This is a genomic window from Gordonia sp. NPDC127522 (assembly GCF_042672305.1).
Taxonomy (GTDB): Bacteria; Actinomycetota; Actinomycetes; order Mycobacteriales; family Mycobacteriaceae; genus Gordonia; species Gordonia hongkongensis.
The window spans coordinates 159,118-174,128 of record NZ_JBHXVK010000001.1 but is presented as its reverse complement, the minus strand read 5'-3'; the positions used below and the strand labels follow the sequence as shown (position 1 = coordinate 174,128).

The following is a 15,011-nucleotide window of genomic DNA, read 5'->3' as shown; positions in this document are numbered from 1 at the left end:
CTATCGGGCGCTGGGACACTCCGCGTCGGCTGTGTCAATCCGCGGAGCCGCGCACCAGCCGGGCACAACACAACGGCGGCGCCACCCTGTCGGGTGACGCCGCCGTCGATCGTGTCAGATCAGCTCAGACGGGCCTGGTGTCAGCTCGCGTCGGCCTCGCCGGCCTTGGTGAGCTCGACCGGTGCGTCGGGAACCATGCGCGGCTTCTCCGAGCCGGTGAAGACGAACCGGGCGTCGTCGCCGTCGCCCTCGCCGTCCCAGTTCTCGACGTCGACCAGGACGATCTGTCCGGGAGCGATGTCGCCGAACAGGATCTTCTCCGAGAGCTGGTCCTCGATCTCGCGCTGGATGGTGCGACGCAGCGGACGCGCACCCAGCACCGGATCGAAGCCGCGCTTGGCCAGCAGGGCCTTCGCGCGGTCGGTGACCTCGAGAGCCATGTCCTTGTTCTTCAGCGCACCCTCCACGCGGGTCAGCATGAGATCGACCATCTGGATGATCTCTTCACGCGTGAGCTGGTGGAACACGACGATGTCGTCGATGCGGTTGAGGAACTCGGGGCGGAAGTGCTTCTTGAGCTCGTCGTTGACCTTCTGCTTCATCCGTTCGTAGTTCGACTGGGTCCCCTCGCTCGACGAGAAGCCCATGCCCACGGCCTTGGAGATGTCCGAGGTACCGAGGTTCGAGGTGAAGATCAGCACGGTGTTCTTGAAGTCGACCGTGCGACCCTGACCGTCGGTCAGACGACCGTCTTCGAGGACCTGCAACAGGGTGTTGTAGATCTCCGAGTGGGCCTTCTCGATCTCGTCGAACAGCACCACCGAGAACGGCTTGCGGCGCACCTTCTCGGTGAGCTGCCCGCCCTCTTCGTAGCCGACGTACCCGGGAGGGGCACCGAACAGACGCGACGCGGTGAAGCGGTCGTGGAACTCGCCCATGTCGATCTGGATGAGGGCGTCGTCCTCGCCGAACAGGAAGTTCGCCAGCGCCTTGGAGAGCTCGGTCTTACCGACACCGGACGGACCGGCGAAGATGAACGAGCCCGACGGCCGCTTCGGATCCTTCAGGCCGGCACGGGTACGACGGATCGCCTTCGAGACCGCCTTGACGGCGTCCTCCTGCCCGATGATCCGCTTGTGCAGCTCCTCCTCCATGCGGAGCAGACGCGTGGTCTCCTCCTCGGTGAGCTTGAACACCGGGATGCCGGTCCAGTTGCCGAGGACCTCGGCGATCTGCTCGTCGTCGACCTCGGCCACGACGTCCATGTCACCGCTGCGCCACTGCTTCTCGCGCTCGGCGCGCTCGGCGACCAGCTGCTTCTCCTTGTCGCGGAGGCTGGCGGCCTTCTCGAAGTCCTGCGCGTCGATCGCGCTTTCCTTCTCCTTGCGCGCATCGGCGATGCGGTCGTCGAACTCACGCAGGTCTGGCGGCGCGGTCATCCGGCGGATGCGCATGCGCGCGCCGGCCTCGTCGATGAGGTCGATCGCCTTGTCCGGCAGGAACCGGTCGTTGATGTAGCGGTCGGCCAGCGTGGCGGCGGCGACCAGCGCACCGTCGGTGATCGAGACGCGGTGGTGCGACTCGTACCGGTCGCGCAGGCCCTTGAGGATCTCGATGGTGTGCTCGACCGACGGCTCGCCCACCTGCACGGGCTGGAAGCGGCGCTCGAGTGCGGCGTCCTTCTCGATGTACTTGCGGTACTCGTCGAGGGTCGTCGCGCCGATGGTCTGCAGCTCGCCGCGGGCCAGCTTCGGCTTGAGGATGCTGGCGGCGTCGATGGCACCCTCGGCGGCACCTGCGCCGACGAGCGTGTGCAGCTCGTCGATGAACAGGATGATGTCGCCGCGGGTGTTGATCTCCTTGAGCACCTTCTTGAGGCGTTCCTCGAAGTCACCGCGGTAGCGGCTGCCCGCGACCAGCGAACCGAGGTCGAGGGTGTAGAGCTGCTTGTCCTTGAGGGTCTCGGGGACCTTGCCGTTCACGATGGCCTGCGCCAGGCCCTCGACGACGGCGGTCTTGCCGACGCCGGGCTCACCGATCAGCACCGGGTTGTTCTTGGTGCGGCGGCTGAGCACCTGCATGACGCGCTCGATTTCCTTCTCCCGGCCGATGACCGGGTCGAGCTTGCCCTCGGAGGCCGCGGCGGTCAGGTTACGACCGAACTGGTCGAGGACCAGCGAGGTCGACGGGGTGCCGGACTCGCTGCTGCGACCGCCGGTGCCCGCCTCCTGCGGCTCCTTGCCCTGGTATCCGCTGAGGAGTTGGATGACCTGCTGGCGGACCCGGTTGAGGTCGGCGCCGAGCTTCACCAGCACCTGGGCGGCGACGCCCTCGCCCTCGCGGATCAGGCCGAGCAGGATGTGCTCGGTACCGATGTAGTTGTGGCCGAGCTGCAGCGCCTCGCGCAGCGAGAGCTCCAGCACCTTCTTGGCACGCGGGGTGAACGGGATGTGTCCCGACGGCGCCTGCTGGCCCTGGCCGATGATCTCCTCGACCTGGCTGCGAACCCCTTCGAGCGAGATCCCGAGCGACTCGAGCGCCTTGGCCGCCACGCCCTCGCCCTCGTGGATGAGGCCGAGGAGGATGTGCTCGGTACCGATGTAGTTGTGGTTGAGCATGCGCGCTTCTTCTTGGGCCAGAACCACAACCCGACGCGCGCGGTCGGTGAACCGTTCGAACATTGTTCTCCCTCACATTGCTAGCGCCCCGGCCGCCGCGGAGACCACCTCGGAGGTCCCGGAGGACAACCGGTGCGGATAGACGACGACCAGCCTGCTTCCACTCTAGAGGTCGTCTGGGGTGCACCTGCAGTTAACGCCTGCGCAGAGTGCATGGATCCCCCGTTGCGGCGGGGATGTGCCCAGTACAACTGCGCTGGCCGGGGCTGTGTTCCCGGGTCGCTACGCCGAGAGCGAACGCGGCGTCGACGCCCCCGATGTGCGTCCCTACACTGCGGTGCGTGCCCCCGGGAGAGTCGACCGACGTCCACGCAGACGACAGCCCGGCCCGGTCCGCCGGGATGCGGGTTCGCCAGGCCAGGCAGGCCGCGGGGGTGAGTCTGCGGTCGTTGTCGGCCTCGATCGGCGTGAGTCCCGCGACCCTGAGTCAGATCGAGAACGGCAAGACGGGTCTGCGCGTCGATCGGCTCGAGGCGATCGCGTCCGCCCTCGGGATCGGCGTCCCCCAGATCATCTCGGGAACCGTGCCGCTCCGCGAACCGGGCGACGCACCGGCCGCTCCGGTCGCGCACCGAGACTGGCGGCGCTACGACCCGCTCGACTTCTCCCCGATCCTCCAGGCAGCGGTCGAGGAGTTCCTCGCTGTCGGATACCACGGGACGACCATGCGACGGATCTCCACGCGATGCGGGATGTCGGTGCCCGGGATCTACAACCACTACCCGAGCAAGCAGCACATCCTGATGGACATCCTGGACCGCACGATGAACGATCTCGAGTGGCGAGCGGAAGCCGCGCGGACGAGCGAGCCCGACGCCGTCGGCCGGTTCTGCGCACTCGTCGAGAATCTGGCGCTCTACCACACCCACCGCCGTCAGCTCGGCTTCCTGGGCTCCAGCGAGGTCCGGGCGCTCGAGCCGCCGAATCACCGAGATGTCAGTCGACGACGAAACCGTCAGCAGGCGCTGGTCGACGAGCAGGTCCACTCCGCCACTGCGCTGGGCCTCTTCGGCCCCGCACATCCGGCCGACGCCGCTCGTGCGGTCGTCACCATGTGCACCGCCCTGCCGACCTGGTGGCAGCCAGATGGCCGGTTGACTCCCGAGCAGCTGGCGACCGAATATGTCGACTACGCGCTGGGCATCATGCGGTACCCGCTGCCGAATGCGCGAACAAGTCAAACCTGACTTGTAAAGTGGCATTGTGAGTTCACCCGAGGCGCCCTCCGATACGGCAGCTCCCGCCGGGCCGGCGCCGACACGTCGCGAACAGCGCACCATCACCAGCCGACGACGCATCCTGGAGGCGGCGGTCGACTGCCTGATCGAGCACGGCTTCGCCGGTGCGACCACCTCGGCGATCCAGGCGCGCGCCGGGGTCTCCCGCGGCCGTCTGCTCCACCACTTCCCGTCGCGGGAGGACCTGCTCGTCGCGGCGGCCGAGCACTTGGCCGCCGAGCGGGTGGCGGCGACGACCGCCCGCGTCGTGGCCGCGATCGACGACGAGGCGACCGGGTCTGCGCGGGTCACGGCCATTGTCGACATGATGTGGATGTCGTTCCACGAGCCGCACTTCTGGGCCGCCGTCGAACTCTGGACCGCGTCGCGCACGAACGACTGGATCGCCGGGGCACTGCTTCCGGTGGAGCGCCACCTCGGGGGCGTGATCCGTACGAGCATCGACCGCATGTGGGGTCCGGAGCTCGTCGGCCATCCCCGGTACGCACAGTTGCGCGAGATCCTCTTCACCAGCATGCGCGGCGTCGCACTGGCCTACACCTTCGACCGTCGCGATCCACGACGCGACCCCCACCTGCCCCAGTGGACCGACACCGCCCTCGTCCTGCTCGAGGTCTGACGCCGCCACGGGGACGTAAGAGTACGTCTTGACTGTTTCGTCGCAGGTTGGCTAATCTCCTGCTACCCGGAGCTGCGCCGTGACCGACACTCGGCGCCCACTGTGTCCGGGGACACCCCAATCCGGTCCGACGGCCTTCCATTCGACGACCCCACGGCACCCCCGCCAGACGGCCGTGGGCCCGAATCTCGTCGGCCCGGCACCCCCTTGAGCCAGGAGCATCCCCGTGCCCACTGATCCCGTGCCCACTGATCCTGCCGGCGTACGGCCGGCACCCCGTTCGGCTCGAGCGTCGATCGCCGCCGCGATCTCGACGTCACTCGAGTGGTACGACTTCTTCATCTACTCCACCGCCGCCGCGCTGGTGTTCAACGTGACGTTCTTCGCCACCGACAGCACCGTCGTGTCCGCGCTCAACTCCTTCGCCACCGTGGCCGTGGGCTTCATCGCCCGTCCGATCGGCGGCATCCTCGCCGGCCAGCTGGGTGATCGCTACGGCCGCAAGCCCGTCCTCGTCGGCGCCGTCTGCCTGATGGCCGTCGCCACCTTCCTGATCGGCTGTGTCCCCAACACCCAGACGGTGTGGCTCGCACCGACCCTGCTCGTGATCCTGCGCATCTGCCAGGGCCTGGCCGTGGGCGGACAGTGGGGCGGCGCCGTCCTGATCGCCACCGAGAACGCACCGGCGCACCTGCGCGGCTTCTACGGCAGTTTCGCGCAACTCGGCGTGCCTATCGGTCTCGTGCTGGGCAACGTCGCGTTCCTGCTCGCGACCGGCCTGTCGAGTTCGGACGCCTTCCTGTCCTGGGTCTGGCGGATCCCGTTCTGGATCAGCCTGGTCATGCTCCCGGTGGCCTTCGCGATCCACCGATTCCTCGAGGAGACACCGGAATTCAAGGCCGTGGCGGCCAAGATCGCGCAGACACCGGAGGTGCAGCGCTCACCGATGCTCGACGTCATCCGACGCAACCCGGGGACCATCCTGATGGCCGCCGGAGCGAACACGATCGGAATCGTCTTCTTCTACATCATGATCACCGGTTCGGTGCAGTTCGTGACGACCTATCTCGACGTCGCCCGGTCCACCGTGCTCACCTGGATTCTGATCTCCTGCGTCGTGATGGTCCCGCTCGTCCCGGCCTTCGGTTGGCTGTCGGACCGCATCGGACGCAAGCTGGTCTTCGCCATCGGTTCGGCGGCCATGATGATCTGGGCGATCCCGATGTGGCTGCTGATCGGATCGTCGTCACCGACGTCCATCTGGCCGTTCGCAGTCGCCGTTCTCGTCGGGGTCGTGGCGATGGCACTCCAGACCGGTACGCAGGGAACGCTTTTCGCCGAGCTGTTCCCGCCGGAGATCCGATTCTCGGGCGCGTCCCTGGGTTATCAGATCTCGGCGATCGTCGGCGGGTTCGCACCCTTCGTGATGGTCGCGATCATCAACGGCAACCCGGACAACGCCTGGCGCGTCGGGCTTTTCCTCGCCCTCCTGGCCGCCGCATCGCTGCTCTGCCTGTACGTGATCGTCAAGAAGCGCTATCACGGCGACTTCGACGCATCGGTCTCGGCCGGCGTCGACGACGCGGCTCCCCAGGTCGCACCTGTTCGGTAATCCGGGACTTCCCCGGAAACCCGGGACAACACGGCGGCGCCGGGTCATCGTTGTCGATGACCCGGCGCCGTCGTGGTGACTCAGTTCCAGTTCATCCAGAAGTCGAGCTCGAGTTCCTGATCCCCGGGCACGACGCGGTACTGCTCGAAGTCGCGGACACCGTCGCGCGCGAGGACGTCGTCGTCGATGAAGCACTGCCCGGTCGCCAGCCAGGCCGGCTTGGTGATGATGCTCATCGCGGCGTCGGCCATGATGCTCGGCTTGCGACTCCGCGCGACGAGCTCCTCGCTGAGGATGTTGCGCACCGCCGCCGTGTTGATCGTGGTCCGCGGCCAGAGCGAATTGACCGCGATGTCATCGACTTTCAGCTCAGCAGCCAGGCCGATGGTGACCATGGACATCGAGAACTTCGAGATGGTGTACGCGGTGCCGATCTGGGCGAACCACTTGGGATCGAGATCGATCGGCGGCGAGAGCGTCAGCACGTGCGCGTTCTCCGACGCACGCAGATGCGGGATCGCCGCCTTCGTCAGCGCGAAGGCGCCGCGCGCGTTGATGTCCTGCATGAGGTCGTACTTCTTCATGTCGATCTTCTCGGCGGGCGTCAGATCGAGCGCGCTGGCGTTGTTGACCACGATGTCGATGCCGCCGAAGTGCTCGACGGTACGAGCCACGGCGTCGGCCACCGAGGCGTCGTCGCGGACGTCGCCCACGATCGGCAGTGCCCGACCACCGGCCTCGGTGATCGCGGCCGCCGCCGTGTGAATGGTCCCGGGCAGTTTCGGGTGCGGCTCCGCGGTTTTCGCCAGGAGCGCGATGTTCGCGCCCCGCGCGGCGGCGGCCACCGCGATGGCCTCGCCGATGCCTCGGCTGCCGCCGGAGATCAACAGGGTCCGTCCCCGCAGCGAATCGTCGGGGGTGTGGGTCGGTGTCACGGTGAGTCCTCTCGGTGCGCACACCCGTGGAGAGTGTGAGCGGTCGGGACAGCGCCGCGAGGGCCGATTCACGCGACCACCACCACGCGCTGCCTGTTTGGTTTATCTAAACATTCCGAAGACGGGCGGATGACGTCCCGCATTGCCCCGGAGCCCGGGCGGCACGACCGTTCCCGGCCCCGGGCACACCCGTTCGGCTCCGCCGAGCGTAGCTTTCGAATGCACTCCTAGGCAATCAATACCCATGTCACGCTCACATCGTCGAGCCGGGCACGCGCACATCCGATGCCGTGCGCCCCCGTCACGCCGAAGTGTTCACCGGATGGAACTTGACCCCGGCGCAACTGGGCAGGCATGCTGTCCGAGCGATCGCTCGCTCACGGCAGTGATCAATCGAGAGGGGACAGTTGTGGCCATCCGCGACCCGCAGGCCTATCGAGAAGGCCTGCGCGACAACCGGCGCGTCGTCTACCGCGGCGAGAAGATCGACGACGTCACCGCGTTCGACGAGTTCGCCGATGCTATCGCCCATTCGTCGCTCGCCTACGAGATCTCGCGCACCGAGCCGGATCTCGCGGTCGCCGACGACGGCGACGGGCCCTACACCGCGTTCTACCGGGTGCCGCGCACCGCGGCGGACATCGCCGACCGTGGCCGTCTGATCGAGACCCTGTCCCGGATGGGTGCGGGGACGATCGTGCTCAAAGAGGTCGGCAGCGACGCGCTGTTCGCCCTGCTGCGCGCGCTGTCGGGCGACAGTCTGGCGAAAGCCGAGGCGTACTACCGGTATTGCTGCGAGAACGACGTCGCCCTGGCGGTGGCCCAGACCGACGTGAAGGGCGACCGGTCACTCCCGCCGCACCGGCAGCCCGATCCCGACCACTATCTGCGGATCGTCGACGAGGACGCCGATTCGATCACCGTGTCCGGCGCAAAGGTCCACACCTCGTTCAGCGCCAACGCCGATGAGATCATCGTGTTGCCCACCCGCGCGATGTCGGAGGCCGACCGCGACTGGGCGGTGAGCTTCGCGATCCCGGTCGACACCGAGGGCCTGACCCTCTATGTGTCCCCGTACCTGCACGGCGACCAGCACCCCTTCGAACACCCGATCTCGTCCCGGCACAAGCTCCTCGAGAGCCTGACGGTGTTCGACCGGGTCCGTGTCCCGAAGGAACGCGTGTTCCTCAACCGAGAGCCCGAACTCGCGGGCCCGCTGGCACTCGCGTTCGTCGACTACCACCGTTTCACGGCGGTGAACTACAAACTCCCCATTCTCGACCTGTTGGTCGGTGCCGCCATCGGCATCGCGGAGGCCAACGGCATCGCCGGCGCCGGCCATGTGAAGACCAAACTGACCGAACTGATCACCTACGCCGAGACGGTACGCGGCTTCGCCGAGCTGGCCGCGGTTCGAGCGCGCAACGGCGGCAACGGGATCCACCTACCGGATCCACTGGCGGTCAACATGGCGAAGTACCACTTCGCACACGGTTTCCACCAGGCCGCGGCGACGCTGCTCGACCTCGCCGGCGGCCTCGTGGCCACCGGACCCGGCGGACACGACTGGGATGACCCTGAAGTTCGCACGGTGCTCGAGAAGTATTTCGCCGCGGCGCGTCCGGCTCAGGAGCGCCTGCGACTCATCCATCTGATCGGCGACCTGACCACAGGTCAGTGGGGCGGCTACCAGTCGGTCCTGGCCACCCATGCCGAGGGTTCGTTGGAGGCGGAGAAGATGCAGATCGCACGGGCCTACGACAGCACCAGGGCGCGGGCCGCCGTCGACGAGGTGCTGCGAGCAGCTGCCGAGACACGCGGTGCCGGAGCCGAACTCGCGACCACCGCGGGAGCAGCTCGATGACCACGGGCCTCGACTTCACCATCGACGACCGCGGGGTGGCCACCATCCGGCTGAACCGGCCGGAGGCCGCGAACGCCCTTGACATGGATCTCGCCGACGGATTGGCAGCGGCGGTGCAGACCATCGAAAGCGACGGCGGCGTCCGGGTCATCCGACTGTCCGCGGCCGGTCGGCTCTTCTCTGGCGGCGGCGATGTCCACGGCATGGCCACCGCGACGGACCGGGGACAGTTCCTCGCCGAACTCGCCGGATCGGTCCACCGGTCGCTCATCGCGCTCGACCGCCTGCCGGTTCCCGTCGTGGCCGCGGTCCAGGGCACCGCCGCGGGCGGCGGTCTGGGTCTCGTCCTCGCCGCCGACATCGTGATCGCGACGCCGAAGACCGCATTCGTGGCCGCTTACTCCACGATCGGCCTCTCCCCCGACTGCGGTGTGTCGGTCAATCTGCCCCGGACCATCGGCCTGGGGCGCGCGCTGCGCATGCTGGTCCGGAACGAGAAGATCGATGCCGCAACCGCGTTGGAGTGGGGCCTGGTCCACGAGATCGTCGAGGCGGAGGAACTCGAGAGTGCCGCCGACGATCTCGTCGCGCATCTACTCGAACGGCCCACGGCAGCGATCGGGCACGCACGACGCCTCGCCCGAGCCTCCTACAGCCGGACCTTCGCCGAGCATCTCGACGACGAGGCGGCCACCATCGCGCAGCTCGGCGAGGGCGACGAGACCGCCGAACTCCTCGCCCGGTTCGCGAGGTGACCGGCGCTCTCGGCATCCGTTGATTCGCCCAAACCGCCCGTTCCACGCGTGATCGGACTAGCGTCGTAGCCCATGAGCAGCGACGCCCGGCCCCGGTCGCACCGGGTCAACCTGACGGTCTTCCTCGCCTCGGCCGTCATCGTGGTCGCCTTCGCCGCCTGGGCGCTGGCGGCCCCGGCGACGGCCGAGTCGACGATCAACGACGTACGCGACTTCATCACCCGATGGTTCGGCTGGTGGTACTTCATCCTCGCGACCGCCATCGTCGGCCTCGTGGTGTTCTTGGGCCTCAGCAAGTACGGGCGTTACCGGCTCGGGCCGGAGGAGTCGCGTCCGGAGTACAGCCTCTTCACCTGGACGTCGATGCTGTTCGCCGCGGGCATCGGCATCGATCTGATGTTCTTCTCCGTCGCCGAACCCGTAACCCACTTCCTCAACCCGCCGACCGGGGCCGGGGAGACCAACGAAGCGGCACGTGAGGCGGTCACCTGGACGGTCTTCCACTACGGCGTGACCGGATGGGCGATGTACGCGCTCATGGGTGGCGCGCTTGCGTACTTCGCCTTCCGGCACAATCTTCCGCTGACGATCCGGGCGGCGCTGTACCCGATCTTCGGCAAGCGCGTCGAAGGCCGGTGGGGCGACGCGATCGACGTCGCGGCCGTCCTCGGCACCATCTTCGGCATCGCCACGTCGCTGGGGATCGGGGTCGTCCAGCTCAACTTCGGGCTGAACGAGATCTTCGGGATCGAACAGGGCAAGGCGGCCCAGATCGGTCTCATCGTCCTGGCGGTGGTGATCGCGACCGCGTCCGCGACGTCGGGCGTGGACAAAGGCATTCGACGCCTCTCCGAGATCAACGTGATCCTTGCGATCTGCATGCTCGTCTACATCACAGTCGCCAAGGATGCGGACTTCCTCCTCAACGGCCTCGTCCAGAATGCGGGCGACTACGTCTCCACCTTCGCCGACCGGACGCTCGACACCTTCGCATGGGACCAGGTGAACCCACCGCCCGGCAACGACGCCCGCGCCTTCGTCGACGGCTGGACCCTGTTCTTCTGGGCCTGGTGGGTGGCCTGGGCGCCGTTCGTGGGACTCTTCCTCGCCCGCATCTCGCGCGGACGCACGTTGCGACAATTCATCTTCGGCGTCCTGGTGGTCCCGTTCAGCTTCATCCTGGTGTGGATCTCGATCTTCGGGAACAGCGCCCTGCAGGTCGCCCGCGGCGATGCGGACTTCGCCGAGACGACCGCGTCCACACCCGAGGCCGGGTTCTACTCGCTGCTCGAGCAATACCCCGGCTCGACGCTGCTCATCGGGATCGCCACGATCACCGGCCTGCTCTTCTACGTGACCAGCGCCGACTCCGGGTCGCTCGTGATGGGCAACTTCACCAGTCGGCTCGGCGACCCGATGGCCGACTGCGCCCGTTCGCTGCGCGTCTTCTGGTCGGTGGCCATCGGGCTGCTGACGCTCTCCATGCTGTTCGCCGGCGGCGGCGACGGCTCGATCCTGACCCTGCAGGCCGCCACGGTGATCATGGGACTGCCGTTCTCCTTCGTCCTCGGGCTGATCGGTATCTCCCTGCTGCGCGCCGTCCGCAACGAGTCGGTCAAACTCGACAGTTTCCGGACGACCCTGCCGAAGGTGATCGCCGTCGGTCGCGGTCCCACCGAACACGGCAGCTGGCGGCAACGACTCATCGGGACCCTCCGCTTCCCCGGCCCGGTCGCCACCCGAAAATTCATCGGGGCCAACGTCGTTCCGGCGATGACCGAGGTCGCCGAACAATTCGGTCGCGAGGGGATCACCGCGACGGTGGACGAGTCGGCCGAGAACGAAGGGCTGCCGTCGCCGCGCCTGGTCGTCGAACTCGCCGAGGTCCCCCGGTTCGAGTACTGCGTGTGGCCGGTCTCGGCGCCGACCCCGACGTACGCGGTCCGGACCCAGCGGTCCGACGATCGCTACTTCCGGTGCGAGGTGTATCTCACCGAGGGGTCCCAGGGCTACTCACTCACCGGATACACCCGCGACCAGATCATCGGCGACATCCTCGACCAGTACGAACGCCATCTCGGTTATCTGCACCTGCGAGATGCGGCCGGTGATCACCACGACCCCGGACCCGATCCGGCCGGCGGCGACGGTACCGTGCCCGACAGCGACACGGACATCCCCGACAGCAGTTCCGAAGGAGCACCGGCTCGATGAGCGAGACCCTCTACATCGGCGGCCGCTGGCGGCCCGCCGCCTCCGGCGAGACCCGTGAGATCCGTTGTCCCGCAGACAACTCGCTCGTCGGTGTGGTGGCCGAGGGCGGTGCGGCCGACACCGAGCAGGCCATCGCGGCGGCCCGCCGGGCGTTCGACGCCGGCGAGTGGAGCGCCACACCCGCCGCCGACCGTGGGGACCTCCTTCTCCGCGTCGCCGCCCAGATCGACGAGCGCCGAGACGAGTTCGTCCGCGCCGAGACCCTCGACACCGGCAAGCGGCCCTACGAGTCGGACATCGACATGACCGACATCGCGAACTGCTTCCGGTACTTCGGCAAGCTCGCGGCGGCCGACGCCGGGCGTGTGGTCGACACCGGGTCACCCGACGCCGATTCGCGCATCGTGTACGAACCGGTCGGCGTCTGCGGATTGATCACACCGTGGAACTACCCGCTGTTGCAGGCGGCGTGGAAGGTCGCGCCGGCACTGGCGGCGGGCAACACCTTCGTGCTCAAGCCCGCCGAACTCACCCCGCACACGTCGATCCTGCTCATGCAGGTCCTCGAGCAGGTCGGTCTCCCGGCAGGCGTGGGCAACCTCGTCCTGGGCGCGGGCGCCGAGGCCGGCGCTCCGCTGTCGTCTCATCCTGACGTCGACCTGGTCTCGTTCACCGGTGGGCTCGTGACCGGCCGGGTCATCGCCCGCGAGGCGGCGGCGACGGTGAAGAAGGTCGCGCTCGAACTCGGGGGCAAGAACCCGAACGTGGTCTTCGCCGACGCCTGCGCCACCGACGAACTCCTCGCGGCAGCGGTCGACAACGCACTCAACGCGGCGTTCCTGCATTCGGGGCAGGTCTGTTCGGCCGGAGCGCGGCTCATCATCGAGGAGTCCGCACACGATCGCTTCGTCGATGAGCTGGTCCGCCGCGCGGAGCAGATCCGGCTGGGCCTGCCCTACTCCGAGGGCACCGAGACCGGACCGCTCATCTCGGCGGCACACCGAGACAAGGTGCACGCCTACGTCGAACAGGCTCGTGCGGATGGCGCGATCATCCGCACCGGTGGCGCGTTCGCCACGGGCGATGCGGGTTCGGGGCGCCTGGACGACGGATGGTTCTATCTGCCCACCGTGATCGATCGCGCCGACCGTTCGATGGCCTGCGTGCACGACGAGGCGTTCGGACCGACCGTCACCGTGGAGACCTTTGCCACCGAGGACGAGGCCGTGACCCTGGCCAACGACACCGTCTACGGTCTCGCGGGGGCCGTCTGGTCGGCCGACGCGGCACGCGCCCGCCGCATCGCCGGACGAATCCGGGCCGGAACGGTGTGGGTCAACGACTTCGGGCCGTACCTGCCGGAAGCCGAGTGGGGCGGTTACGGCCAGTCGGGCTTCGGGCGGGAGCTCGGACCGTCCGGTCTGGCGGAGTACCGCGAAGCCAAACATGTCTACGAGAATCTCCGACCGGGCGTGACCGGCTGGTTCGCGGACCGGTCCGGAGACGGCGAGGAGCGACGATGAGCGAGACCTACGACTACGTGGTCGTCGGCGGCGGCTCCGGGGGTGCCGTGGTGGCGTCGCGGCTGTCCGAGGACCCCTCGGTCTCGGTGTGCCTGCTGGAGGCGGGTCCGTCCGATGTCGGCGACGACGCGATCCTGCGGCTCGACCGGTGGATGGAACTCCTCGAATCCGGTTACGACTGGGACTATCCCATCGAACCGCAGGAGAACGGCAACGACTTCATGCGCCACGCCCGGGCGAAGGTCCTCGGCGGCTGCAGTTCGCACAACAGCTGCATCGCCTTCTGGGCGCCGCGCGAGGACCTCGACTCCTGGGAACGCGACTTCGGGTGCGCGGGATGGGGTTCGGCGGAGTTGTACCGCCTCTACCCGCAGATCGAGACCAACGACGCGCCGGGCGCGCACCACGGTCGCAGCGGGCCCGTCCACGTCATGACGGTGCCGCCGAACGACCCGTGCGGGGTCGCCCTGCTCGAGGCCTGCGAGTCGGTCGGCGTCCCCCGCGTCGAGTTCAACAGCGGCAGCACGGTTGTCAACGGGGCCAACTTCTTCCAGATCAACCGACGACCCGACGGTGTGCGCGCCTCGTCGTCGGTCAGTTATCTGCACCCGCACCTCGACCGGCCGAACCTCACCATCCGCACCGGGTCGTGGGCAAAACGGGTGGTGATCGAGCGGGTCGACGGCGAGCTACGCGCCGTGGGCGTCGACATCACCGACAACGCGTTCGGTCGCACGACACGGATCGAGGCCCGGGGCGAGGTGATAGTGTCGGCGGGGGCGATCGACTCCCCGAAGTTGCTGATGCTCTCGGGAATCGGGCCGGCCGACGATCTGCGCGAGCACGAGATCGAGGCCCTCGTCGACGCGCCGGGGGTCGGTGAACACCTGCAGGACCACCCCGAAGGGGTGATCGGGTTCGAGACCGCGAAGCCGATGGTCCGCGAGTCGACCCAGTGGTGGGAGGCGGGCATCTTCACCACCGTCGATGGGGGTCTGACCCGGCCGGACCTGATGATGCACTACGGCAGCGTGCCGTTCGACATGCACACCCTTCGTCAGGGCTATCCGACCAGTGACAACACCTTCTGCCTGACACCGAACGTGACGCACGCGCGGTCACGGGGCACGGTGCGGTTGCGCTCCCGTGACTTCCGCGACAAGCCCCGCGTGGACCCGCGGTACTTCACCGACCTCGAGGGCTACGACATGCGGATCATGATCGCGGGCCTGCGCAAGGCGCGGGAGATCGCCGCCGCGGAGCCGCTGGCGACGTGGGTTGCGCGCGAACTCTATCCGGGCCCCGCCGCCACGAGCGATGCCGAACTGGCCGACTACATCACCCGCACCCACAACACCGTCTACCACCCGGTCGGCACCGTGCGGATGGGTGCGCCCGACGACGAGCTGTCACCCCTCGATCCCGAACTCCGCGTGAAAGGTGTTGCAGGACTTCGGGTGGCCGACGCATCGGTGTTCCCCGAACACACGACGGTGAACCCCAACCTCACCGTGATGCTCGTCGGCGAACGCTGCGCCGAGCTGGTGCGCGCCGGCGGCAACTGACCGCCAGG

General features: G+C 67.9%; 10 protein-coding genes. 8 read left to right on the top strand and 2 right to left on the bottom strand.

Annotated features, from left to right (window positions below; translation table 11 throughout):
* Positions 1-140: 140 nt before the first annotated feature.
* The gene (locus tag ACFVHY_RS00835; protein ID WP_390267099.1) at positions 141-2,681 is read right to left on the bottom strand and encodes an ATP-dependent Clp protease ATP-binding subunit; all 2,541 of its coding nucleotides are present in this window, start codon (positions 2,679-2,681) and stop codon (positions 141-143) included.
* A gap of 278 nt (positions 2,682-2,959) precedes the next feature.
* Between ACFVHY_RS00835 and ACFVHY_RS00830 the strand changes: the two genes are divergently transcribed.
* The 3 genes from ACFVHY_RS00830 to ACFVHY_RS00820 all read left to right on the top strand — a co-directional run bounded on the left by ACFVHY_RS00830 (position 2,960) and on the right by ACFVHY_RS00820 (position 6,147).
* Complete coding sequence (locus tag ACFVHY_RS00830) at positions 2,960-3,865, top strand: TetR family transcriptional regulator (RefSeq protein ID WP_390267096.1); 906 nt, start codon at positions 2,960-2,962, stop codon at positions 3,863-3,865.
* Between the two features lie 16 nt (positions 3,866-3,881).
* A complete protein-coding gene (locus ACFVHY_RS00825) occupies positions 3,882-4,535 on the top strand; it encodes a TetR/AcrR family transcriptional regulator (protein WP_058251206.1) in 654 nt (217 codons plus the stop codon).
* Between the two features lie 241 nt (positions 4,536-4,776).
* A complete protein-coding gene (locus tag ACFVHY_RS00820; RefSeq protein ID WP_390268759.1) occupies positions 4,777-6,147 on the top strand; it encodes an MFS transporter in 1,371 nt (456 codons plus the stop codon).
* Positions 6,148-6,227: 80 nt separating this feature from the next.
* Here ACFVHY_RS00820 and ACFVHY_RS00815 read toward each other — a convergent pair whose 3' ends face one another.
* Positions 6,228-7,082, bottom strand: a complete 855-nt coding sequence (locus ACFVHY_RS00815; protein WP_390267093.1) for an SDR family oxidoreductase — start codon at positions 7,080-7,082, stop codon at positions 6,228-6,230.
* A gap of 409 nt (positions 7,083-7,491) precedes the next feature.
* Here ACFVHY_RS00815 and ACFVHY_RS00810 point away from each other — a divergent pair, with 409 nt between their 5' ends.
* The 5 genes from ACFVHY_RS00810 (at position 7,492) to ACFVHY_RS00790 (ending at position 15,003) form a co-directional block, all read left to right on the top strand.
* Positions 7,492-8,946 (top strand): 4-hydroxyphenylacetate 3-hydroxylase N-terminal domain-containing protein, encoded by a 1,455-nt coding sequence (locus ACFVHY_RS00810; protein WP_390267090.1) that lies wholly within the window; start codon positions 7,492-7,494, stop codon positions 8,944-8,946.
* Positions 8,943-9,701, top strand: coding sequence for an enoyl-CoA hydratase/isomerase family protein (locus tag ACFVHY_RS00805; RefSeq protein WP_390267087.1), 759 nt, complete (start codon positions 8,943-8,945; stop codon positions 9,699-9,701). The genes ACFVHY_RS00810 and ACFVHY_RS00805 overlap by 4 nt, the downstream gene beginning before the upstream one ends.
* A 72-nt stretch (positions 9,702-9,773) precedes the next feature.
* A complete protein-coding gene (gene betT / locus ACFVHY_RS00800; RefSeq protein WP_390267084.1) occupies positions 9,774-11,915 on the top strand; it encodes a choline BCCT transporter BetT in 2,142 nt (713 codons plus the stop codon).
* On the top strand, positions 11,912-13,438 hold the full coding sequence (locus ACFVHY_RS00795; RefSeq protein ID WP_390267081.1) for an aldehyde dehydrogenase family protein: 1,527 nt from the start codon (positions 11,912-11,914) through the stop codon (positions 13,436-13,438). The genes betT and ACFVHY_RS00795 overlap by 4 nt, the downstream gene beginning before the upstream one ends.
* Positions 13,435-15,003, top strand: a complete 1,569-nt coding sequence (locus ACFVHY_RS00790; RefSeq protein ID WP_390267078.1) for a GMC family oxidoreductase — start codon at positions 13,435-13,437, stop codon at positions 15,001-15,003. Before ACFVHY_RS00795 ends, ACFVHY_RS00790 begins: the two co-directional genes overlap by 4 nt.
* Positions 15,004-15,011 lie beyond the last annotated feature (8 nt).

Coding starts and splice junctions, on each gene's coding strand:
- ACFVHY_RS00835 (WP_390267099.1), bottom strand. CDS start 2,681: ATGTTCGAACGGTTCACCGACCGCGCGCGTCGGGTTGTGGTTCTGGCC.
- ACFVHY_RS00790 (WP_390267078.1), top strand. CDS start 13,435: ATGAGCGAGACCTACGACTACGTGGTCGTCGGCGGCGGCTCCGGGGGT.
- ACFVHY_RS00805 (WP_390267087.1), top strand. CDS start 8,943: ATGACCACGGGCCTCGACTTCACCATCGACGACCGCGGGGTGGCCACC.
- ACFVHY_RS00795 (WP_390267081.1), top strand. CDS start 11,912: ATGAGCGAGACCCTCTACATCGGCGGCCGCTGGCGGCCCGCCGCCTCC.
- betT (WP_390267084.1), top strand. CDS start 9,774: ATGAGCAGCGACGCCCGGCCCCGGTCGCACCGGGTCAACCTGACGGTC.